21 protein-coding genes are annotated in these 21155 nt (G+C 57.2%); all 21 read right to left on the reverse strand.

From position 1 onward, the window contains the following. Positions 1–392: 392 nt before the first annotated feature. The 21 genes from LBO03_01825 to LBO03_01925 all read right to left on the reverse strand — a co-directional run bounded on the left by LBO03_01825 (position 393) and on the right by LBO03_01925 (position 21045). Positions 393–1382, reverse strand: coding sequence for a lipoate--protein ligase (locus tag LBO03_01825; GenBank protein ID MDR3348338.1), 990 nt, complete (start codon positions 1380–1382; stop codon positions 393–395). 372 nt (positions 1383–1754) lie between these two features. Next, a complete protein-coding gene (locus tag LBO03_01830; protein ID MDR3348339.1) occupies positions 1755–3134 on the reverse strand; it encodes an Rne/Rng family ribonuclease in 1380 nt (459 codons plus the stop codon). Position 3135: 1 nt separating this feature from the next. Continuing rightward, positions 3136–3819 carry a TIGR03936 family radical SAM-associated protein gene (locus LBO03_01835; protein MDR3348340.1) on the reverse strand — a complete coding sequence of 228 codons (684 nt, stop codon included), beginning with the start codon at positions 3817–3819 and terminating at the stop codon, positions 3136–3138. Next, the gene (locus LBO03_01840) at positions 3816–5654 is read right to left on the reverse strand and encodes a TIGR03960 family B12-binding radical SAM protein (protein ID MDR3348341.1); all 1839 of its coding nucleotides are present in this window, start codon (positions 5652–5654) and stop codon (positions 3816–3818) included. Before LBO03_01840 ends, LBO03_01835 begins: the two co-directional genes overlap by 4 nt. Before the next feature lie 19 nt (positions 5655–5673). Continuing rightward, entirely contained in the window at positions 5674–6780 is a 1107-nt protein-coding gene (gene rodA, locus LBO03_01845) for a rod shape-determining protein RodA (protein ID MDR3348342.1), read from the reverse strand. A 6-nt stretch (positions 6781–6786) separates the two neighbouring features. Continuing rightward, entirely contained in the window at positions 6787–7101 is a 315-nt protein-coding gene (gene minE / locus LBO03_01850; GenBank protein MDR3348343.1) for a cell division topological specificity factor MinE, read from the reverse strand. A 15-nt stretch (positions 7102–7116) separates the two neighbouring features. Continuing rightward, a complete protein-coding gene (gene minD, locus LBO03_01855) occupies positions 7117–7911 on the reverse strand; it encodes a septum site-determining protein MinD (GenBank protein MDR3348344.1) in 795 nt (264 codons plus the stop codon). A gap of 91 nt (positions 7912–8002) precedes the next feature. Beyond that, a complete protein-coding gene (locus tag LBO03_01860) occupies positions 8003–9175 on the reverse strand; it encodes a hypothetical protein (GenBank protein ID MDR3348345.1) in 1173 nt (390 codons plus the stop codon). A gap of 124 nt (positions 9176–9299) precedes the next feature. Next, a complete protein-coding gene (gene mrdA / locus LBO03_01865) occupies positions 9300–11084 on the reverse strand; it encodes a penicillin-binding protein 2 (GenBank protein MDR3348346.1) in 1785 nt (594 codons plus the stop codon). Between the two features lie 12 nt (positions 11085–11096). Next, positions 11097–11585, reverse strand: coding sequence for a rod shape-determining protein MreD (mreD, locus tag LBO03_01870; protein MDR3348347.1), 489 nt, complete (start codon positions 11583–11585; stop codon positions 11097–11099). Next, positions 11582–12457 carry a rod shape-determining protein MreC gene (gene mreC / locus LBO03_01875; GenBank protein ID MDR3348348.1) on the reverse strand — a complete coding sequence of 292 codons (876 nt, stop codon included), beginning with the start codon at positions 12455–12457 and terminating at the stop codon, positions 11582–11584. The genes mreD and mreC overlap by 4 nt, the downstream gene beginning before the upstream one ends. A gap of 39 nt (positions 12458–12496) precedes the next feature. Then, positions 12497–13528 carry a rod shape-determining protein gene (locus tag LBO03_01880; GenBank protein MDR3348349.1) on the reverse strand — a complete coding sequence of 344 codons (1032 nt, stop codon included), beginning with the start codon at positions 13526–13528 and terminating at the stop codon, positions 12497–12499. 24 nt (positions 13529–13552) lie between these two features. Further along, a complete protein-coding gene (radC, locus tag LBO03_01885) occupies positions 13553–14227 on the reverse strand; it encodes a DNA repair protein RadC (GenBank protein ID MDR3348350.1) in 675 nt (224 codons plus the stop codon). Beyond that, entirely contained in the window at positions 14199–14783 is a 585-nt protein-coding gene (locus LBO03_01890) for a Maf family protein (protein MDR3348351.1), read from the reverse strand. Before LBO03_01890 ends, radC begins: the two co-directional genes overlap by 29 nt. Positions 14784–14976: 193 nt before the next feature. After that, positions 14977–15384 carry a biotin/lipoyl-binding protein gene (locus LBO03_01895; protein MDR3348352.1) on the reverse strand — a complete coding sequence of 136 codons (408 nt, stop codon included), beginning with the start codon at positions 15382–15384 and terminating at the stop codon, positions 14977–14979. Between the two features lie 43 nt (positions 15385–15427). Beyond that, a complete protein-coding gene (locus LBO03_01900) occupies positions 15428–15670 on the reverse strand; it encodes a hypothetical protein (protein MDR3348353.1) in 243 nt (80 codons plus the stop codon). 39 nt (positions 15671–15709) lie between these two features. After that, complete coding sequence (locus tag LBO03_01905) at positions 15710–17236, reverse strand: methylmalonyl-CoA carboxyltransferase (GenBank protein ID MDR3348354.1); 1527 nt, start codon at positions 17234–17236, stop codon at positions 15710–15712. Positions 17237–17289: 53 nt separating this feature from the next. After that, positions 17290–17754 (reverse strand): methylmalonyl-CoA epimerase, encoded by a 465-nt coding sequence (gene mce / locus LBO03_01910; protein ID MDR3348355.1) that lies wholly within the window; start codon positions 17752–17754, stop codon positions 17290–17292. Positions 17755–17811: 57 nt separating this feature from the next. Further along, positions 17812–18747 (reverse strand): methylmalonyl Co-A mutase-associated GTPase MeaB, encoded by a 936-nt coding sequence (gene meaB / locus LBO03_01915; protein ID MDR3348356.1) that lies wholly within the window; start codon positions 18745–18747, stop codon positions 17812–17814. Between the two features lie 220 nt (positions 18748–18967). After that, complete coding sequence (locus LBO03_01920) at positions 18968–19363, reverse strand: cobalamin B12-binding domain-containing protein (GenBank protein ID MDR3348357.1); 396 nt, start codon at positions 19361–19363, stop codon at positions 18968–18970. A gap of 32 nt (positions 19364–19395) precedes the next feature. Further along, positions 19396–21045 (reverse strand): methylmalonyl-CoA mutase family protein, encoded by a 1650-nt coding sequence (locus tag LBO03_01925; GenBank protein MDR3348358.1) that lies wholly within the window; start codon positions 21043–21045, stop codon positions 19396–19398. Positions 21046–21155 lie beyond the last annotated feature (110 nt).

Genomic DNA, 21155 nt, shown 5'->3' on the forward strand with positions numbered 1-21155 from the left:
GTTACCTGTCGTTCGTTTGCAAGCCGCCTGTAGAGCCGTCCGGCTGCTTTCAGGGGAGATGCGCCCCGCGCGAACAAACAAAATCAAAACACAGGAACGCCCGTGTTTGCTGGCAAAAGGAAAAAACAGCAGGTAACATTTTCTACAATATGTTGCCTGCCGCCGCCCACCCGGGAAAACGCGCCGGACGGACGTTTTTGTTTTGCCGCCATGTATTTACGCTATCATAATATATGAATTGCGCCGCGTTGTCAAATAAAAATTCCGCCCCGGCAAGGCCTTTTTATGCCGCCGTTTGCAAGGACGGCGCTTTGGATGCAACCTGCCCGGAAACTGGCGCAGCAGTATGGCAAATTGGCCGCAAAGCAACCCGATTTAAGCTTAGAACGGTATCAGGCAGCGTTCAAAAGCTGCGCCAGCAGTTCTTGTTCCGTAAGTTCCGGCAGGACGGCGGCCAAGTCCATTTGCCGTATCTTTTCCCGCAGGGAAGCTTCTTCGAGGGCCGCGCCGCGCAATTTGCGAAAAGCCCCCCTCACGTCGGATTGCGAGAAAAAGTCGCCGTATACGCTTATTTCTTCTATCCGCCCACCTTTTGCCAGCAAAAAAAGCGCCAGTTCCCCCCAGGGATATTTTACCGTCCGTTCAATGTTAAAATCAGGCGACTGCCCGTAATTCCATTCCCAGCGGCTATATTTATCGTCGCGCAGCTTTTGGATCGCCGCCTGCTCGCGCGCCGAAAATTCATAGGGCCGGCTGCCCGGCTGTTTAAGGAAATGTTTCTCCAGATCCTTGAGGAAAACTTCCACCGGCAAAGGCTGCCGCATGAAATCAACTATATTGCCGACCCGCTCCCTGATGGACGATACCCCCCGCGTGGCAAGTTTGTGTTCTTTCGCGCGCAGGGCCTGCGCCAGCGTGTCGAGCTTCACGGCAAAAAGAAGTGTCCCGTGATGCAGCACCCGGTTGTCTTTTATCGTCTGGGCGCCGCCGGAGATTTTGCAGCCGCATGCCTCGATGTCGTTGCGGCCGTGATTTTCCGCCTTTATGCCGTAACCGGCCAAAAGCTCAATGACCGGTTCGGTAAAGTGGGCAAAATCAATAATTTTGCCGCTTGTCGGCTGCGCGACGGTATAATTTACGTTGCCCAAATCGTGATAAACCGCGCCGCCGCCGGTAATTCTCCTTACAACCGCTATGCTTTTTTCCGCGACGAACTCCCGGTTTATTTCCGCCAGGGTGTTTTGAAACCGGCCGACGATTACCGCAGGGGAATTTTGCCACAACCGGATTACCGGCTGGGCGAACCGCCGCTCGGCCAGCAAAAATTCCTCGCTGGCCAAATTAAAATAAGGGTCTTGGCATTTGTCGAAAATTACTAACAATGTTCCCCCTCCTCATTTATCGCCCGAACATGGCGCTTTGCGCCGCCCATACTGTTTCCCCGTTTAAAACCATGGCGCCTTTGCGTCCCAATTTGCCCACGCTGCCCTGCCCATCAACGGCACGCGCCATAATGTCAAGGCCAAAGCCAGGGCAACCGAAAAGGGGGCAATATTACGCGAAAAACCATGTTTTTTTAGCGCGGCAGGAAAAGCGCGGCAAAAAACCGGCAAAGCGCCGAACGGCCGCGGCGTCCCCGGGGAAACAGCCGCGAAACGACGAACGCCGTTTGGCCGCAAGCGCAAACGGCCATGGCGCGGGGCGAAACGGACGGGGGCGGCAAACAAGCAAAACCATGGCACGCCGCTTGCCCGTCAAACGGTGAGTATCGCAAATGTTTCCGGATGCATGTTTTCCACCGCCTGCACTTTGATCTTCAGGCCGCGCGGCAGCCGTTGCAGCTCGCAATTGGTGAACCATTCGGCGACCAATGGGTGCGCTTGCAAAATCAGGGGGCGGGAACCGGTTGTGCCGGCCAATTTGCGCCGAACCGCTACCGCCACCGTTTCGGGCGATTTTACATAGCCGCTCCCGCCGCAGACCGGGCACTCGGCAAAAAGGGCGGCGGCGGTGTTCTGGCGGGATTTTTTCCTGGTCATCTCCACCAGCCCCAGCGCCGTTATGCCTAACACGCGCGGCTTCATGCGGTCGCCTGACAGAGCGTCGTTTAAGTTTTTCAATGTTTTGTCCCGGTTTCCCTCGTTTGCCATATCAATAAAATCAATGACAATTATGCCGCCGATGTCGCGCAGCCTGATTTGGCGGGCGATTTCCTTCCCCGCTTGCAGGTTGGTGAAAAAGGCCGTTTCTTCAAGGTTGGTTTCCCCTTTGTAGCTGCCGGTGTTCACGTCGATCACCGTCAGGGCCTCGGTGTAATCAAACACTAAGTAGCCGCCGCATCCTAAGCCGACCCGGCGCGCGTTGAGGCCGTCGATGGCCGCGTCCAGGCGGTAATGGCTGTAAATGGGCTCCGCCTGCCGATAGTTGACGATCCGCCCTTTATAGTCGGAATAGCTGAAAGACACCAGATCCGAGATGATTTGCCAAGTTTCTTTATCGTCCACCACAATTTCATCTATGCCGTCATTAAGATAGTCCCTTACCGCCCGCACGGGCAAATCGGCTTCCCGGTGCAGGAGCGCCGGCGACTTGGCCCTTTGCGATCGCGCCTCGATGGAATTCCACAATCCCTCCAGATAGCGGATATCTTTTTGGATCGCTTCCGCGTCGCGCCCGGCCGCCACCGTCCGCACGATCAGGCCGGCCTTTTTCGGCCGCCCCGCGACGGCTATCTCCCTAAGCCGCGCCCTTTCGGCGGGGTCGGCGATGTTTTTCGATATTCCCAGATAATTGGCGCCAGGCAAAAACACTACGTAGCGCCCGGCCAGCGCCGGCCTCGTTACCGCCCGCGGCCCTTTGGAGCCCATGGCGTCTTTGACAATCTGCACAATAATGCTTTGCCCTTCGCTCAAGTCCAATTTGTCGCCGTTATAAAAAAATACGTTGCGGCTGTACCCTATGTCAATAAAGGCCGCTTGTATGCCTTTCAGAATGTTTTTTACCCGCCCTTTGAAAATATTGCCGACAATGCGCTGTTCATTGTTGCGTTCCAGTACATATTCCTGCAATATGCCGTCCGCGACGAGTGCCATGCTGACTTCTCCGGGCGTTACGCTGATCAGGATACGATTCATTTCAACCTTCTCCAATCAAGGGTTTTCGGCCTTCTTTGTAAAGGCCGGTTCTGGTAATGCGCACCGCGAAAATGTCCAAGTTCAGTTGGAACCGGCTGTTTAAGGCATCAATGAGGTCGTTGGCCCTGAGCGACCCCGAAGCGGCAATCAGGCAGTCGAAACAAAGGCGCGTCCGGCCGGGCAAATTTTCACAAGCCACGGAAAGGGTATGTTTTTTCAGGTCAAGCCGGCGCGCCGGTTTGCCCGGGGCCGTTTTTTTGTCGTAGAAAAATTCCGCCGCCTCGTTGTACCCTGCCGCCGCGCTGTTTATCAATCCGGCCGGGGCGCCTTCCGGCATATCCGCCGCATAGGATGCCATAGACAAAAGGGCGGCCAGTTTTGGCGCTTTCTCCACGACGTCGGCGGCCAGCGCCCTGATCCCCTGCGGCAGCTTGGCGCTAAGCGCGGCGGCGGCCGCCGCCGCGTCTATCGGCGCGGCCAGTTCCAATTCCGCGTATTCGCATAGGCTCTCTATGCCCAGCCCGAGCGCCGACGCCAGCGACAATTTCATGTGCGGGTTGAAGCCTTCCGTCCACGCCGCCGGCAGCTTCGCCCGGCGCACGGCGCGCTCGAGCGTCCGCGTATATTCCAAATGCGATATGAACCGCAATCCGCCTTCTTTGGTGATTTTCAGGCGCAGTTTCATCGCGCCGCCATCGTTTTCCCAACGCCAAGGGCGGGGCAGACGCCGCAGCCGGCGCAGCCTTGGCGGCAGTCGGGGGTGGTTTCGCCTTTCAGCGCCTTTTTCCATTCCCTAAGCAAGTATTCCGGCGCGACCCCCGGGCGCACGTGATCCCATGGCAGCGGCTCGCCTTCGCCAAAGGCGCGGCGCCAAGGCGCTGCCGGGGCGTGTTCGGAAAGGGCGTCCCGCCACCGGCCGTAATCAAAGTGCTCAGACCAGCCGTCGAAGCGCGCGCCTTTTCGCCAGGCGGAGACAATAACCCTGCCCAGCCGCCGGTCGCCGCGCGCGAACAGGCCTTCGAGCGCGCCGGCTTGAGGGTCGTGGTATTGATAGGCAAGGGCGCGGCTGTTGCATAGCAAAGATTTCAGATAAAGCTGCTTTTCCTTCGTCCGTTCCACGCTGTCTTGCTCCGCCCACTGAAAGGGCGTCCAGGGCTTGGGGACAAAAGGCGAAACGCTCACCGTCGCTTTGACGTCCCGCCGCCCTGACCGGCGGCGCCCGGCGTCAATTACCTTAAAGGCCAGATCCGCTATGCCTTTAAGGTCGGCAAAGGTTTCCGTCGGCAGCCCGATCATAAAATATAGTTTGAGCGACGACCAGCCGGCGGCGAAAGCGGCGGAGGTCGCCGCCAGCACGTTTTCTTCGCTCACGCCTTTGTTTATGACGTCGCGCAGGCGCTGCGTGCCGGCTTCCGGCGCGAAGGTCAGCCCGCTTTTGCGTACCCCGCTCACTTTTTGGGCCACTTCAATCGAAAAACTGTCGAGCCGCAGGGAAGGAAGGGAAACGCTTACCCTTTCGCGCGCAAAATCAAGCGACAAATCGGCCAGCAATTCCGCCAGGCAGGAGTAGTCGGCCGTACTGAGCGAAATCAGCGAGATTTCGTTGTAGCCCGTACTGTCAACCAAGCCGCGCGCCAATCGTTTCAGCTGCGCCACGCTGCGCTCGCGCAAAGGCCGGTAAACCATGCCGGCGTGACAGAAGCGGCAGCCGCGCGTGCAGCCGCGAAACACTTCCAATGCTATGCGGTCGTGGATAATTTCGTTAAAAGGCACTACCGGTGCCGTAGGGTAGCCCGCCGCGTCAAGGTTTTTCACGGCGCGTTTTTTTATATAGGGGGGCGCGGCCGGATTTTGCGCGGTCAATTGCTTGAACCGCCCGTCGCCTGTATATTCGGCTTGGTAAAAACAGGGGACGTATATGCCGGGCAGACGGGCCAAGACTTCCAAAAATCCCCGCCGGCCGCCCGGCCGCCCGGCTTCTTTCCAGTCGCGGCAGGCGGCGGCGGTTTCGACGATCAATTCCTCGCCGTCGCCGACGATAAAAAAGTCAAAAAAATCCGCCAGCGGTTCGGGATTAAAGACGCACGGCCCGCCGCCGACCACAAAGGGCTCCTTTTCGCCGCGCGCCGCGGCCAGGACCGCGACTGCGCCCAAGTCGAGCATATTGACAATGTTGCTGTAGGTAAGTTCGTATTGCAGGGTAAACCCCACCAAGTCAAAAGCCGAAAGCTCCCGCCCCGTCTCCAGCGCGGCCAGCCGCCGCCCTTTGGAACGCATTAGGGCCTCCATGTCCGTCCAGGGCGCGTAAACGCGTTCCGCCTGTACAAACGGCAAGCCATTCAAGACGTGATAAAGTATTTTAAAGCCAGGGTAGCTCATGCCTACTTCATAAACATCAGGAAACGCCAGGGCGAAAGACACTTTTATCCCGTCCCGGCCTTTTATGATCGCGTTCAGTTCGCCGCCCGCATAGCGCCCCGGCTTTTCCACCCGCGCCAAAAGGTCTTCGTTGTTGATCATTGCGCCTCCAAACATAATTTCAGAAAAGCAGCCCTCTGCGGCGCATGTTTATATTGAGCAATATGCTTACGCACAGCATGTTGACCGTGAGCGAGCTGACGCCGTAGCTCATGAAAGGCAGCGGGATGCCGGTTACCGGCATTATCCCCACCGTCATGCCGATGTTTACCACTATGTGAAAGGCCAGCATGCTCACGATCCCCATGGCCAAAAGCGCCCCAAAGTCATCTTTGGCTTCCATGGCGATCTTTATCCCCCGATAAAATATTACGCCGTAAAGCACGAGCACGACCATAACCCCGGCAAAGCCGAGTTCTTCGCCGATTACCGCGAAGATGAAATCCGTATGGTTTTCCGGCAGAAAACTCAACTGGCTCTGCGTACCCGCGAACAGCCCCTTGCCGGTAAGCATGCCGGAACCGATGGCGATCTTGGACTGTATGACATGATACCCTGAATTGTAAGGGTCCCTTTCCGGATTGAGAAAAACAAGTATGCGCTGTTTCTGGTAGTCTTTGAGCAGATGCCAGAAAACTGGCGTCAGCGCCAGCATGACGCCGGCAAGGTAACCATAAAAGCGCGCCGGCATGCCGGCTATGTAAAGCATAACGGCGGTAATGAAGAGAAACACCAGCGAAGTGCCAAGATCCGGCTGCCTGAGCACGAGCAAAAAAGGCAGGAAAACGTAGCCGATCGCCGGCACCGCGTCCAACGCCCCGTCCAAATTTTCCTTGCAGCGGTTCAGGATGCTGGCCAGGCCGACGATCGTGATTATTTTGGCAAATTCGCTCGGCTGCACGCTAAGCGGCCCTATCTGCAGCCAGCGCTGGGCCCCGAGGGCGGAATGCCCGGCGAACAGGACCGCCAGCAGCATAAAAATATTGAATATATACAAAGGCACGCTCAAATGTTCAAGCTGTCCGTAGTCAAAGCGCAAAAAGAAAAACGCCAGAGCCAAGTTCAACAAAAAAAATAAGGCCTGTTTTTGCACATATTCGTTTGCGCCAACGTGCAGGCTGTTAACATGCGTTGCGCTGGCAATCATGGCCACGCTTATCATATTGAGCGACACCACCGCGGCAATGAGGACAAAATCCAGATTGCGCAGCAACCTGTTGTCAGACATGGGCCGTTACACCAATCCGTTTTTGCTGTTGCCGTCAATTTGCAGCCTGGCCAAGTGCTTTATTTTCAGCACCGGGATATCGGCTACCAGCGACACTTTGTGTTCGCCGGCGTAAAGCTGTATTTGCACCTCGTCCTCGCCGATGTCCATGTACCTTGATACGGCGGCCACCACATCATAGCGCACCGCGCGCATAAATTGCGGCGATATGTCTACGCGGTCGCGCAAAAGCACTTGCCGCAGGCGCTCTTTGGCAATCAATTTTGATTTTTTCTTTTCCCGGGCGCTGATAACATTTTGAATGACTCTCAAAAGACCCACCCTCTTGCCCTCCTGTCAGGAAAACCCGAATAGCCTCTTGAGCCTGCCCAAAAAGGTCTCTTTGAACCTTATGTCCATCAAAGGCACTTCTTCGCCGGCAAGCCGGAGCGCAATGTTTTTGTACGCCCGGCCGGCTATCGACGACGGGTTGGCTACCGCCGGCTCTCCCCGGTTCGTGGACACCACTATATATTCGTCCTCGGGCACAATGCCAAGAAGGCTTATGGACAATATTTCGACAACATCCTCTATGTCCATCATGTCGCCTTTTTGGATCATCTGCGGCCTTATGCGGTTGATCACCAAAAGCGGGCCGGCTTTGCCCATGTCTTCCAAAAGGCCGATTATGCGGTCGGCGTCGCGCACCGCCGATACTTCCGGCGTGGTTACGATTACGGACCTGTCCGCGCCGGCGATCGCGTTTTTGAACCCTTGTTCTATGCCGGCCGGACAATCAACCACGACATAATCAAAATCAAGCATAAGTTCACGGCAAAGCATTCCCATCTGGTCGGCGGTTACGGCGTTTTTGTCCTTGGTTTGGGCGGCGGGCAGAAGATGCAGTTTTTCAAACCTTTTGTCGCGGATGATCGCCATGTTCAAGTCGCAATTGCCTTCGACGACATCCACCAAGTCATAAACTATCCTGTTTTCCAGCCCCATCACTACGTCCAGGTTCCTGAGCCCGATGTCGGCATCGACCATGATCACCTTTTTGCCCAAAAGCGCGAACCCTGTGCCAATGTTTGCCGTCGTAGTAGTCTTGCCGACGCCGCCCTTGCCCGACGTAACGACTATTACCTCTCCCATGGGAAATCCTCCTCACCGACAAATCGTATATGTTGCAATTTGACCAAAGGCCCGCCGGCCGCGCGGCCTTGCCCGGGCGGCAAGTTTGCCCTCAGCGGCGAATGGTCCTTATTTCTATCTGATTGTTGTATATCCTGGCCACGCCGAAACCGACCGCCCCGGCCGGTTCGTCCGGCGCCCGGACTATAAGATCGGCGATGCGTATCTGCCCGCCGCTGAAACTGCCCGCCGCTATCGACGCCGAACGGTCCCCCCGGCAGCCTGCGTACAAAATCCCGCGCGTTACGCCCGCCACGATAATGTCGTTTTTCGCGAATATCCGCGCCGTAGGATTGATGTCGCCGAAAACTATGACCGACCCGTCATAACGTATTTCCTGCCCGCCGCGCACCGTGCGGTAAATGGTCAGCGCCGGCCTGTCCGCGCTCTCGTAATTCACAATGTTGTCGTGCTGTCGCTCGGACAAAACAATGTCCCCGACCGGCTCTTCGTCGGGCTCTTCCGGCACGGCGGAAGCGGCGGCGGACGCCGTTTCCGCAGCCGGCGTTTGCCGCGCGGAGCCGTCTTCAAAAAGCATGCTTTTTGCCATCATGTCTCCTTCGTCCGCATCCGCCCGCGCGCGATTGCCTTCGCCGGGAAGGGGCACGGCCTCCGCCGCTTGTCCTGCGGGCGCCCGGGGTCCCCCCGTTTCTTCTCCCGATGCGCCTTCGTCGTTTGCCGGCGGCTGTTCCGGCAATTCTACCCAGGCGCCCTGGTCTTTCCACAGCCATAATTCTTCCGCCGCGCACGGCCCGGCTCGCCCGTCGTCCGCCGGCGCCGCCGGCAGCCCATCCGTCCCGGATTCGCGCCCATCCTCCTGCGGCGGACAAGCCGGCTGTTCCGCTTCGTTATCTTTGGCCATCATTTCCATTTCAAAAACCAAGGGGCTCAAAAAATATGCCATTTCGTTCACGTTGCATTCGGCGCGCCCGCCTTTTTCCTCGCCGCCTGTCTGCCCGGCGGGTTGGGCGCCGCGGGAAAAATCGGCGTCGTAAACGATTCCGTAACGGTCAAGCAGCTCGCAAAGCTGCCCTCCTTCGCCGCGCGTCAGGCAGCGCTCGCCTTTGTAGCGCACCAAGGGGGGCTCCGGCGTCTTTGTGAAAAATTCGCTTGAGGTTTTGAGCTTCTCTTCCAGCGCCAAAAGAATGTCGGAAAATGGCCTTTCTGAGTTTACCACCAGAAAAAGGCCGTCCCTGTCGCCTTTTAAAACCACCGTGTCCTTCATTTGCGTGTATCCGCCTTAATCAAAGTAAAAGACAACCAAACCGGCATTTCTTAGCATACATTGTTATCTTCGCCGCCCGGGCTTAAAATCCTGCCGCGCTATTTTCTTTTTGCCGGCCTTTGCCCTATTTGACGTTGAAATACTGCCCGAGAATATCTTTGGCGATGGGAATGGCGGCGGACGCGCCGTAGCCCCCCTGTTCCACCAGCACGGCGATGGCTATCTCCGGCTCGTCCGCCGGAGCGTAGGCGACAAACAAGCCGTGGTCGCGGCCGTGCGAGTTTTCCGAAGTGCCGGTCTTGCCGGCCATAGGTATGGGAAAATCAGCCAGCTGCCAAGCCGTGCCGCCTTCCTGCGCCACGGCGCGCAAAGCCTTTTTGATTATGCGGCCGGTTTCCGCCGATATGGGCAGCCGGCCTTTTTGTTCAGGCCCTATGCGTTCCACCAGTTCCCCTTTGTCAGATACGATCCGGCTGACCAAATAAGGCCGGTAAAGGATGCCGCCATTGGCGATGCCCGCTATGGAAACGGCCATCTGCAAAGGGGTGGCCAGCTGAAAGCCCTGCCCGATCCCCGCGTCAAAGGTTTCCGCCAAGTACCAATCTTCCTTGAGCGTCCGCTTTTTGTATTCCACGCTGGCCACGATGCCTTCCGCTTCGCCGAAAAGATCTATCCCCGTCCGCTGGCCGTAGCCAAACCCGCGCGCGAATTTTTCTATGTTGTTCGGCCCCAGCCGGTAGGCCATTTCGTAAAAGTATACATTGTCGGACTTTATCAGCGCTTCGTTAAAATCAATCCAGCCCAACGCGCCGCCGCCGTAGTTGCCCTTTTGCGGCACCGCCCTGTGATAGCCGGCGTCGAATATCTTCTCCTGCGGCGTTACCTTGCCCAGTTCCAAGGCCGCCGCGCCCGTTACCATCTTAAAGGTCGAGCCGGGCGGGTATTCGCCGCTGATCGCTTTGTTGTTCAAAGGGTTGTACGGGTTGCGGCTCAGCGCGTCCCAATCTTTTTGCGAAATGCCGGAGACAAATAGGTTCGGGTCAAAAGCCGGCCGGCTGACCAAGGCCAGCACGGCGCCGTCGCGCGGGTCAAGCGCGACTACGGCGGCCGCAAAGGCGTTGGGGCTGCCGCCGTTTTTGCGCAGCCATGCCAAATGTTTGTCTAGGGCGCTCTCGGCCGCTTTCTGCACTTCGATGTCAATGGTCAGGTAAATGCTGTGCCCGGGCGACGGCTCGCGTTTGCCGATCTCTTGCACGACGCGCCCGGCCACGTCAACTTCCACCCTTTTCCCGCCGTCCTGCCCGCGCAGCGTGTTGTCGTAATACTGTTCCAGCCCCATCTTGCCGATTATGCCGCCGGCCATGTATCCTTCGCCTTTGAGGCTTTTCAGTTCCGCTTCGCTGATCTCGCCCACATAACCTATGGCGTGGGCGGCCGTTTCGCCGAAAAGATAGGTGCGCAAAGGTTGCACAATGATCGCGGCCCCCGGCAGGACGGCGCGCTTTTCTTCTATCTGCGTCATCATCTCCGGCGTGAGGTCGCTCTTTAGCAGCACCGGCTCAAAATTGTCCTTGTTTTTCTCGATTTTTTGCATGATCGCGCTATCCGGGACATGGATGATTTCGCTCAGGCGCTTGGCCACTTCCGGCGTAAAGCCGGTTTCCCTCGCGTTCACCACCAACGTAAAGCCCGGCCGGTTGTTCACCAGCGGCACGCCGTTGCGGTCATAGAACAGGCCGCGCGGCGCCATGATCGGCGTCAGCCTTGTCCGGTTGCCGTCGGACTGCCTTTTGTAATAATCGCCTTCATATAGTTGCAAATAGGCGACCCGGCAGGCCAGGACCAAAAAAAGCAGCGCCCCCAGCAAACTTATACATTCAAACCGATAGGCGTATTTTTTCGTAAGCATAAAACTACCCCGTCATCTTTTCACAAGCCGCCTTATCCTACCAAACAAGAAAAACAAAGGCAGGGCCAGCAATATGTTGTACGCTATCCGCCCAAAGGCCGCCGACAGGAGCGCGGACGTATCGGTCAGCCGGTAGCCGCACAGAAAAAGCGCCGCCGCCCACGCAGCTTCCCGCGCGACGTTAAAGCCGGCGCTCAAAAACAAGGGGAACAGGCAGTTGTCTTTAAAAACTTTTTTCTGCATTGCCCCGGAGCACAGGCCAACGAAAAACAGGAAAAAAATATTAAAGCCAAAAAAGCCTATGTTCAAAAGATCGCAAAACAAGCCGACAAAAAAACCTGCCGTCATCCCGGCCGTGCCCCCGGCGGCCGTTCCGGCGAAAATTGCAAAGGCCAGCGGGATGTCCGGCCTTATGCCATAAACAGACAAAAAATGCGAAAAGGTAGTTTGCAGGGCAACAACCGCTATTATGGCGGCAGGCCAGTTGAGCAGCAAATTCACCGTTCGGCTACCGCCTTTTCCGGGGGGGCGCCGGTTTCCGCGTAATTGGGCGCGTTGACGATGACCATCACCTCTTCCAGCCGGGAAAAGTCCACCGTAGGCTCAATAACCGCATATTTAAGAAGCCCGCCCTCGGCGTTCACCACTTTCGCCACCACGCCGATGACAATCCCTTTAGGATAAATGCTGCCCAGCCCGGAGGTCAGTATGGTGTCGCCAACCACTATGTCGGCATCGCGCGCCAGGTTGAGGAGATTGGGGGCAAAAGGGGTGCTGGCGTTCCCGCTGACGATGCCGGACACCCTGGAAGCCGGCCGCTGCACAATGCCGCCGACCGCCGATTTGGGATGCAGCATGAGCTGCACGCGGGCGGAGGCGCGGTACACTTCCACTACGCTGCCCACCAGCCCGTTGGCCGTAACTACCGACATTTCCCGCTCAATGCCGTCTTTTTTGCCGCGTTCAATGATCAAGCTGCCTTCCAGCCCGCCCGGATTGAACCCTACCACTTTGGCCGGCAAAAGTATATGGCGGCGCTGGCTTTTCTTAAAGTTCAAAAGCTCGCGCAGCCGGCCGTTTTCCGCCCAAATTTCCGCCGCGTCCATATTGGCGCGCCGCAAATCCGCGATTTCCTTTTTCAGCGTTTCATTTTCTTCATATACGTACATGATCGAGCCGAGCATGCGCCCGGCTTGCCCCGCCGCGTTGCCGACGCTGCTGAGAACGGAATCGACCGGCGCCAGGACGTTCACCAGCAAAGACCGCAGCAAAGGGAAATGCACCATCCCGCCTGCCTCCGATACGGCCAGCGCCGCGACAAGCAAAAGCGCGGCCAGCAAAACTAAATTTTTTCGGCCACGAACTCTTCTCATAATTTGCCGAAACCTCCATGGAAGCGTAGAAAAGGCCGCCTAACTATGCCGCGACGCTATAAACCCTTTGCTGTAAACGTCAATGCGCTCAACCGCCTTGCCCGTGCCAAGGACCACGCAATCTAAAGCCTCCTCCGACAAGTAGACCGGCATGCCTGTTTCGTTGCTCAAAAGTTTGTCAAGTTTGCGCAGCATGGACGAGCCGCCGGTCATGACGATGCCCCTGTCCATTATGTCGGCCGCCAACTCCGGCGGGGTGCGTTCCAGGGTGTTTTTCACCGCTTCGATGATCCTGGACACAGGCTCGCTAAGCGCCTGCTGCACTTGCTTGGCGCTGACCACTATCGTCCTGGGCAGGCCCTGCATCAAATCGAGGCCGCGTATTTCATAGTTTTCCTCCACGTCCGGCGCAATCGCCGACCCGATATTGATCTTGGCCTCCTCCGCAGTGCGCTCGCCGATCATGAGGTTGTTTGCCTTTTTGATATATTGCACGATCGCCTCGTCCATTTTATAGCCCCCGATCGGGATGGAATGGCTTGTCACTATGCCGCCGAGGGAAATGACCGCCACTTCCGTCGTGCCGCCGCCGATATCGACCACCATGCTGCCGGTCGGTTCCTGTACGGGCAGCCCGGCGCCAATGGCCGCCGCCATTGGCTCCTCGATGAGATGCGCCTCGCGGGCGCCCGCTTGAATCGTCGCGTCGATGACCGCGCGCTTTTCCACTTCCGTCCCGCCCGACGGGACGCCCACGACCACCCGCGGCCGAACAAGCCGGTTGCCCCCGTTGGCTTTTTTGATAAAGTATTTCAGCATGGAAGATGCCGTGTCAAAATCCGCGATCACGCCGTCTTTCATCGGCCTGCTCGCCACGATGTTGCCGGGCGTTTTGCCCAGCATCTTCTTGGCTTCCTCCCCTACCGCCAAAAGTTCGTTGCTGTCTTTTTGAATGGCGACGACTGACGGCTCGCGGATGATGATCCCCCGCCCTTTAAGATATACCAAGGTATTGGCCGTGCCAAGATCTATGCCTAAATCCTTGGAAAAAGAATTAAATATGCCAAACATGATGCCGGAGCCCCTTTCCCAATTTTAAATAAGCCCTTGCTCGCTGAAGCTGTAATATTTGCCTTCGCCGATTATGATATGGTCGATGACCGCTATGCCCATTATGCCCCCCGCGCCAACGGCCCGGCGCGTCAGTTCTCTGTCCGCGCCGCTTGGCTTGGGGTTGCCCGACGGATGGTTGTGCGCGACAATGACGGCGGCGGCGCGGTGCATGATGGCCGCCTGGAATATGTCGCGCGGCAGTACCACCGAGGAGAGCAAAGACCCTTGCGCGATTTTCTCAATGGCCAGCACTTGCCCTTTGGCCCCTAACATAAGCGCCAAAAATACTTCTTTTTCTTCATACCTGAGTTTAGGCGCCAAAAGCGCCACCGCGTCCGCCGTGCCGCCGACCGACAGCCGTTCCTGCCCATCCCCGTGCGCCAGGCGCCTCCCCAGTTCCAGGGCCGCGACTACGGTGACCGCTTTGGCCGGCCCTATGCCTTTTTCCAAGGCCAATTCCGCCGGCTTCATCAGCTTCAGGCGCGCAAATTGTTCCGGGGTCGCGGCCAGCGCCCTGGCAATGTCGAGCGCGGACCTGTCCCGTCCGCCCGTGCGCAAAAGCACCGCCAAAAGTTCGGCGTTGGAGAGCGCGCCCACGCCTTTTGCCCATATCTTCTCCCGGGGGCGGTCATCGGGCGGCAGTTTTTTTATACTCAAAAGCAATCCCAGCCTCTTTCAGCAAATTAAAAAGCCCCGCCAAAGGAAGCCCCACCACATTGAAATAGCATCCTTCCACACGGGTAACGAAAAGAGCGCCCATCCCCTGTATCGCGTAAGCCCCGGCTTTGTCCAAAGGTTCCCCCGTCGCCGCGTAAGCGTCTATTTCCTCGTCGGCAAGCTCGCGCATATAAACATCCGTTGTTTCCACAAATTCCCACGCCCTTTCTTGGACGCAAAGGCACACGCCGGTCAGGACCCGGTGCCGGCGGCCTGAAATCATTTTCAGCATGGCGGCCGCTTCCCGCTTCCCGCCCGGTTTGCCAAGGACGGCGCCGTCAAGCGTTACTACCGTGTCGGCGGCAAGCACGGGCGCGCCTTTTCCCAATTTGGCGCCGGCCGCCTTGCCGGCGGCGTTTTTTCGCACAAGTTCCTCCGGCGCGAACGCGCCCGGGGGAAATTCCGCGAAATCGCTCTCGGACACGGCAAAGTCCAGCCCTATCTGTTCAAGCAGCGCCTTGCGGCGCGGCGAGGCTGAAGCCAGGAAAATCTTCATGGGAATCACGCCCCGAATAAAACTTGCCCTGAAGGAAACAACTAATTAATTATAGCAGATTTTGCGCCGGACGGGTGTTTTTTCGCGCCTGTTTTGGCAAATTTTCTTTTTGCGCCGCCCATCCGCCCGTTTGGCGGCGCAAAAAAGGGCCTCCCGCAGGAGGCCCTTTTTTTATGTCCCTTGCTTCTTGTCGTCAGCCCAATACAACCAATACGTCGCCGGACGCGACGCTCGCGCCCACCGTAGTGTTGACGGACGTTACAGTTCCTTCCGACGGCGAAGGGATGTCGTTTTGCATCTTCATCGATTCCATCACCAAAAGTACCTGCCCGCGGGTTATTTTGTCGCCAACCTTGACTTTGATCTCGAGTATTTTGCCGGGCATGGGAGCCTTGACAGTCGAGGCGCCAGCCGGAACCGCCGCTTTGGGCGCTGCCGCAGCCGGAGCCGGAGCCGGAGCCGGAGCTGCCGCCGGAGCAGGAGCCGCGGCCGGAGCCGCCGCTTTGGGCGCTGCCGCTCTGGGGGCGGGCGCCGCCCCACCGATTTCATCCACGTCTACTTCATAGGACTGACCATTAACAGTTACGTTAAATTTTCTCATTAAGAGCTTGCCTCCTTAATATTTATCATTTTATGTGCTTTCCTTAAAACATCTGGTCGCGGGTGGTAACGGTCTCTATCCGAGCGTAATTCGTCCAGCCGGGGCTGCTTAAGCGGCCGATTATCGGCGAAATTTCTCCCCCGCCGTCATAGGCCGCTATGGCGGCCGCCACTACCGCGATTAAATCGCCGCCAACGGCTGGCGACAAAGGGGCGGCTGGCGCCGCAGAAGCCGGCGCCGCAGCCGGCCTTTGCTCTTCCGGTTTAGCTGTGCCTGAGAAACCCATAAGTTCACCTCTCTGTTCGTAAATGTAATGCGCTTTGCTTTAAAGCGGAATGTTCCCGTGCCGTTTGGCCGGGCGGGATTCACGCTTGGATTCCAGCATGTGCAGGGCGTTGATGATAGCCGGGCGGCTGTCCTTCGGCTCAATGACCAAATCGACGAAGCCGCGTATGGCCGCTTGGTAGGGGGTGGCGAAGTTGACGACATATTCTTCGGTCTTGGCTTTCACGTCAGGGTCGTTCTTGAATATGATGTTGGCCGCGCCGGCCGGCCCCATAACCGCGATTTCCGCCGTCGGCCAGGCAATTACCTGGTCCGCGCCCAAATCCTGCGAACACATGGCCAGGTAAGAACCGCCGTAGGCTTTTCTGGTAACCAGCGTAACTTTGGCCACGGTAGCTTCCGAATAAGCGTACAGCATCTTCGCGCCTTTGCGGATGATGCCGCCGTATTCTTGTTGGACGCCCGGCAAAAAGCCCGGCACGTCCACGAGGTTCAAAAGCGCGATGTTGAAAGCGTCGCAGAAACGGATGAAGCGCGAGGCCTTGTCGGCGGCGTTGTAATCAAGGCAGCCGGCCATGACTTTCGGCTGGTTGGCGATGATGCCAACGGTCTGCCCGTCCATGCGCGCGAAGCAAGTAATGATGTTTTGCGCGAAATATTGCTGCGATTCGTAGAATTCGCCGTTGTCCACTATGCTCTTGATCACGTCTTTCATGTCGTAGGCCATGTTGGAATTGTCCGGCAGCAAGGCATTGAGGGCGGGGTCGGTCCTCTGCGGGTCGTCGCCGGTCTCCACGATCGGCGCCGGCTCGAGGTTGTTGCTGGGCAAAAAGCTCAGAAGGTGCCTTATCTGTTTCAGGCAGTCCTCGTCGTTTTCCGCCGCGAAATGCGCGACGCCGGAGGTGCTGTTGTGCGTCATGGCGCCGCCCAGGGCTTCTTGCGTTACCACTTCGCCCGTTACGGATTTTACGACTTCCGGGCCGGTTATGAACATTTTGCTGGAGTTTTTGACCATATAGACAAAGTCGGTAAGGGCCGGCGAATATACCGCGCCGCCGGCGGATGGGCCCATAATGGCCGATATCTGCGGCACGACGCCGGAGGCGATGGTATTGGCAAAGAATATTTTGCCGTAACCGGCCAAGGCGTCCACCGCTTCTTGAATGCGCGCGCCGCCCGAGTCGTTGAGGCCGACTACCGGAGCGCCCATCTTGAGGGCGAGATTAAGCACCTTGACGATTTTGGCCGCGTGCATTTCGCCCAGCGAGCCGCCTTCCACCGTAAAATCTTGGGCAAACACATAGACAAGCCGTCCGTCGATGGTGCCATAGCCCGTCGTTACGCCTTCGCCCGGCAGTTCTTTTTTCTCCTGGCCAAAATTCGTGCAGCGGTGGGCGACAAAACGATCCAGTTCCACGAAACTGCCCTGGTCCAAAAGTATGTCGATCCTTTCGCGCGCGGTAAGCTTACCGCTTTCGTGCTGTTTGTCGACGCGTTTCTGGCCGCCCGCGGCAAGTATTTTCGCCGCGCGCTTTTTTAAATCCTCAATCCTTGCTTGAGTTGACAAATCATTACACCTCCATATAGTTTTCGGCAACTGCTCTTGCTGCTGTCTCTTGCTTATTCAATGAGATCTTTGGTCACGGGGTCGAATTTATATTTGTGCGGTTTGCGCTCGCAAATCTCCACAAGTATGCCGGGGGTCGATTTCGGGTGCAGGAAAGCGATGGCGGAACCGGCCGCGCCGTAACGGGGCTTTTTGTCGATCAGGCGCACGCCTTTGGCTTCCAGATCGGCAAGCGCCGCGCCGATGTCGTCGACGCGGAGCGCGACGTGCTGTATGGCGGTTTCGCCTTTGTCAGCCATAAATTTGCCGATCGGGCCGTCCGGCTCGGTTGATTCCAAAAATTCCAGCTCGCCGGCCGGGCCGAGCGGGAAAAAGCTGACTTTTACTTTCTGCGGGGCGACAATTTCGTCCTCCGGCAGCGGCTGTATGCCGAAAGTGTCCTGGTAAAGCTTCTTCGTGGCGTCAAGGTTTTTCACTCCGATGCCGATGTGGTCAATGCACAATACTTTAAAACTCATTGAACTTCCCCCTAATTTTTATTTGTTTGTCAATTATTATTTGTTTGACTTTGCCGTTTATTTAAGAATTTTGTCAAGTATATCGTCGGCGATGGAATAAGGGTCTATTTCCCGTTGCTGCAGGCGGACGATGGTCTTTTCAAAATCACGCGTTTCCGTAACCGTCTTGTTGATGTGCCGCCTTATGCGCTCGGCGATCATGGCCAGAAGTTCCGTCTTTATGCTCTCCGCCCGGCGCGCCTTTAACTCATTTGATTCTTTGAGATACTTGGCGTGCGCCTCTATGGAGTCAATGACCTCCAGCACGCCCTCGCTCTCGCTGGCGACGGTGCGGTTGATCGGAGGCCTCCAGCCTTTGCTGCCGCTAAGTTCCAGCATCATCTCAATCTCAATATGCAGTTTCTCCACGCCTTCGCGATCGGCCTTGTTGATGGTGAAAAGATCGCCTATCTCGAGAATGCCCGCTTTTATCGCCTGTATGTCGTCACCCAGGCCAGGGACAAGGACCACCATGGTCGTGTCGGCTGTTTTTACAATGTCGACTTCCGATTGCCCAACGCCAACCGTTTCGATTATGATAATGTCGCAGCCGAAAGCGTCCAAAACTTTCACGGCATCCGCCGTCTTTTGCGACAGGCCGCCGAGGCTGCCGCGGGTAGCCATGCTGCGGATAAATACGCCCTCGTCCATAGCTATGTCCATCATTCTGATGCGATCGCCCAAGATAGCGCCGCCAGAATACGGGCTTGTAGGATCAACCGCAATAATGCCTACCGATTTGCCGCGTTTGCGGTATTCTTTGGCCAGTTTATCTGTCAATGTGCTTTTCCCGGCGCCGGGCGGCCCGGTTATTCCGAGTATATATGCCCGGCCGGTATGCGGATAGAGGGCTTGCATTATACCCGTCGCTTCCGGATATTCATTTTCAACGGCGGTTATGCCTTTGGCCGCCGCCAATCGTGATCTACCCAGTACGCCTTTAACAATATCCATTAGGTACACCGCCTTGAAGAATGATGTCGGCCGTTCTGCCTGCCCGGCGGCCAAGCCCTGCCGGTTGTCCAGATATCTGTGCCCGCTGTTTTGACAAATGAAACCATTTGCCGCCAAGACGGCCATGGCGCCTTCTCCCCGGACTGCCTGACGCCTTTCGCGGCGCGCCGGCCTTGCGGCAGCCGGCGCAAGGCCGAGCTGCCGCAAACCTTTGCCGCCGTTATTTCACGTTGCCCTTGATAAATTCGATTATCTTGCTGGTGGGCGTCCCGGGCGTATAGATGTCGGCAATGCCGGCCTCTTTGAGGCCGGGGATGTCCGCGTCGGGAATAACGCCGCCGCCGACGACCAGCACGTCGTTTAGCCCTTTTGCTTTCAGCAGTTTGGTAACTTCCGGGAAAAGCGTGTTGTGCGCGCCGGACAAAAGGCTGAGCGCCACCACGTTGACGTCTTCTTGCAGGGCGGTTTCCACGATTTGTTCCGGGGTCAGGCGTATGCCTGTGTATATAACCTCAAAACCGGCGTCGCGCAGGGCGCGGGCAACCACTTTGGCGCCGCGGTCGTGCCCGTCAAGGCCCGGCTTCGCGACCAATACTCTAATCCTTTTCTCTGCCATTATATAATTCCCTCCCTAAAATCTCTTCTCAATTATAATGTGCTGATGGCTTTGTATTCGCCGAACACCTTGCGCAGGCGTTTGCAAATTTCGCCTTCGGTGGCGTAGGCTTTAACTGCGGTAAGAATGAGCGGCATAAGGTTTACTTTTTCATCCTTGGCGCCTTCTTCCAGCGCGTCAAGCGCCGCGTCTACGGCGGCATTGTCGCGTTTGGCCCTTAAAGCGGCCAAGCGCTTCTTCTGGCCTTCGCCCACGGAAGCGTCCACACGCAGAAGGTCTTTCGGAGGCACTTCTTTCTTGTCTACGTACTTGTTCACGCCGACGATGACGCGCTCGCCTTTTTCCACCTGCATCTGCCATTTGTAGGCGCTTTCCTGGATCTCCCGCTGTATATAGCCTTTTTCGATGGCGACCGGCGCGCCGCCGAGATCGTCAATCTTTTTGATGTAGTCCCAGCACTCGGCCTCTATTTTGTCGGTCAGCGCTTCCACATAATAGGAGCCGCCCAACGGGTCGACTACGTCGGCCAGGCCGCTTTCTTCCGCGACTATCTGCTGGGTGCGCAGGGCGACGGTTACGGACGCTTCCGACGGAAGAGCCAGCGCCTCGTCCTTGGAGTTGGTGTGCAGGGACTGCGTCCCGCCCATTACGGCGGCGGCCGTCTGCAAAGCCACGCGGACGACGTTGTTGTCAGGCTGCTGGGCGGTCAGCATGGAACCGGCGGTCTGGGTATGTACGCGCAGCATCTGGGATTTTGGCTTTTTCGCGCCGAAACGCTCTTTCATGAGTTTGGACCAGACGCGGCGGGAGGCGCGGAATTTGGCGACCTCTTCCAGCACGTTGTTGTGGGCGTTCCAGAAAAAGGACAAACTGCCGGCAAAATCGTCTATGTCCATGCCGGCTTTCAACGCCGCCTCGACATAGGCTATGCCGTCGGCGATGGTGAAGGCGATTTCCTGGGCGGCCGTCGCGCCGGCTTCGCGGATGTGATAGCCGGAAATGGAAATGCTGTTCCATCTGGGCACGTTTTGCGAGCAATACTCAAATATATTGGTGATGAGGCGCATGGAAGGGGCGGGCGGGAAAATATAAGTGCCGCGCGACGAATATTCCTTTAATATGTCGTTTTGGATGGTGCCGTTAAGCTGGCTGGCCGGCACGCCCTGTTTTTCGGCCACCGCGATGTACATGGCCAAAAGGATGGCCGCCGGGGCGTTGATGGTCATTGAAGTGGAAACCTTGCCCAACGGGATTTGGTCAAACAGCACTTCCATGTCTTCCAGGGAGTCAATGGCGACGCCTACTTTGCCGACTTCGCCTTCGGCAATCGGATCGTCGGAATCATAGCCAATCTGCGTCGGCAGGTCGAAGGCGCAGGAAAGTCCCGAGCCGCCTCTTTCCAGCAGCAGGCGGTAACGTTTGTTGGATTCGGCGGCGGTCGCGAAACCGGCGTACATGCGCATGGTCCAGAAACGGCCGCGATACATGGTTGGCTGTACGCCGCGGGTGAACGGGTACGAGCCGGGGAACCCCAAGTTGGTTTCGTAATCGAAACCTTCGATGTCAAGCGGGGTATAAAGCCTGTTTACCTCCAGGTTGGTACGTTCGGGTGATTTTGCAAGCGTCTTTTCCACTGCGGCGTTGTACGCTTTCAACCCTTCCAGTATTTTTTCATTTGCCATTCTCTAATCCTCCTTATTATTTCTTCATACAGCCGAGATAACCCGGGTATGGAATGACCGCCGTCCTTCGCCCCCGCGCGCAAGGCGGGCCGCCTTGAGCGCGGGGGCGC

The sequence above is a fragment of the Acidaminococcales bacterium genome (assembly GCA_031290885.1).
Lineage (GTDB): Bacteria > Bacillota > Negativicutes > Acidaminococcales > JAISLQ01 > JAISLQ01.

Coding starts and splice junctions, on each gene's coding strand:
- LBO03_01830 (MDR3348339.1), bottom strand. CDS start 3,134: ATGAATCGTATCCTGATCAGCGTAACGCCCGGAGAAGTCAGCATGGCA.
- LBO03_01835 (MDR3348340.1), bottom strand. CDS start 3,819: ATGAAACTGCGCCTGAAAATCACCAAAGAAGGCGGATTGCGGTTCATA.
- LBO03_01840 (MDR3348341.1), bottom strand. CDS start 5,654: ATGATCAACAACGAAGACCTTTTGGCGCGGGTGGAAAAGCCGGGGCGC.
- rodA (MDR3348342.1), bottom strand. CDS start 6,780: ATGTCTGACAACAGGTTGCTGCGCAATCTGGATTTTGTCCTCATTGCC.
- minD (MDR3348344.1), bottom strand. CDS start 7,911: ATGGGAGAGGTAATAGTCGTTACGTCGGGCAAGGGCGGCGTCGGCAAG.
- LBO03_01860 (MDR3348345.1), bottom strand. CDS start 9,175: ATGAAGGACACGGTGGTTTTAAAAGGCGACAGGGACGGCCTTTTTCTG.
- mrdA (MDR3348346.1), bottom strand. CDS start 11,084: ATGCTTACGAAAAAATACGCCTATCGGTTTGAATGTATAAGTTTGCTG.
- mreC (MDR3348348.1), bottom strand. CDS start 12,457: ATGAGAAGAGTTCGTGGCCGAAAAAATTTAGTTTTGCTGGCCGCGCTT.
- LBO03_01880 (MDR3348349.1), bottom strand. CDS start 13,528: ATGTTTGGCATATTTAATTCTTTTTCCAAGGATTTAGGCATAGATCTT.
- LBO03_01890 (MDR3348351.1), bottom strand. CDS start 14,783: ATGAAGATTTTCCTGGCTTCAGCCTCGCCGCGCCGCAAGGCGCTGCTT.
- LBO03_01895 (MDR3348352.1), bottom strand. CDS start 15,384: ATGAGAAAATTTAACGTAACTGTTAATGGTCAGTCCTATGAAGTAGAC.
- LBO03_01900 (MDR3348353.1), bottom strand. CDS start 15,670: ATGGGTTTCTCAGGCACAGCTAAACCGGAAGAGCAAAGGCCGGCTGCG.
- mce (MDR3348355.1), bottom strand. CDS start 17,754: ATGAGTTTTAAAGTATTGTGCATTGACCACATCGGCATCGGAGTGAAA.
- meaB (MDR3348356.1), bottom strand. CDS start 18,747: ATGGATATTGTTAAAGGCGTACTGGGTAGATCACGATTGGCGGCGGCC.
- LBO03_01920 (MDR3348357.1), bottom strand. CDS start 19,363: ATGGCAGAGAAAAGGATTAGAGTATTGGTCGCGAAGCCGGGCCTTGAC.
- LBO03_01925 (MDR3348358.1), bottom strand. CDS start 21,045: ATGGCAAATGAAAAAATACTGGAAGGGTTGAAAGCGTACAACGCCGCA.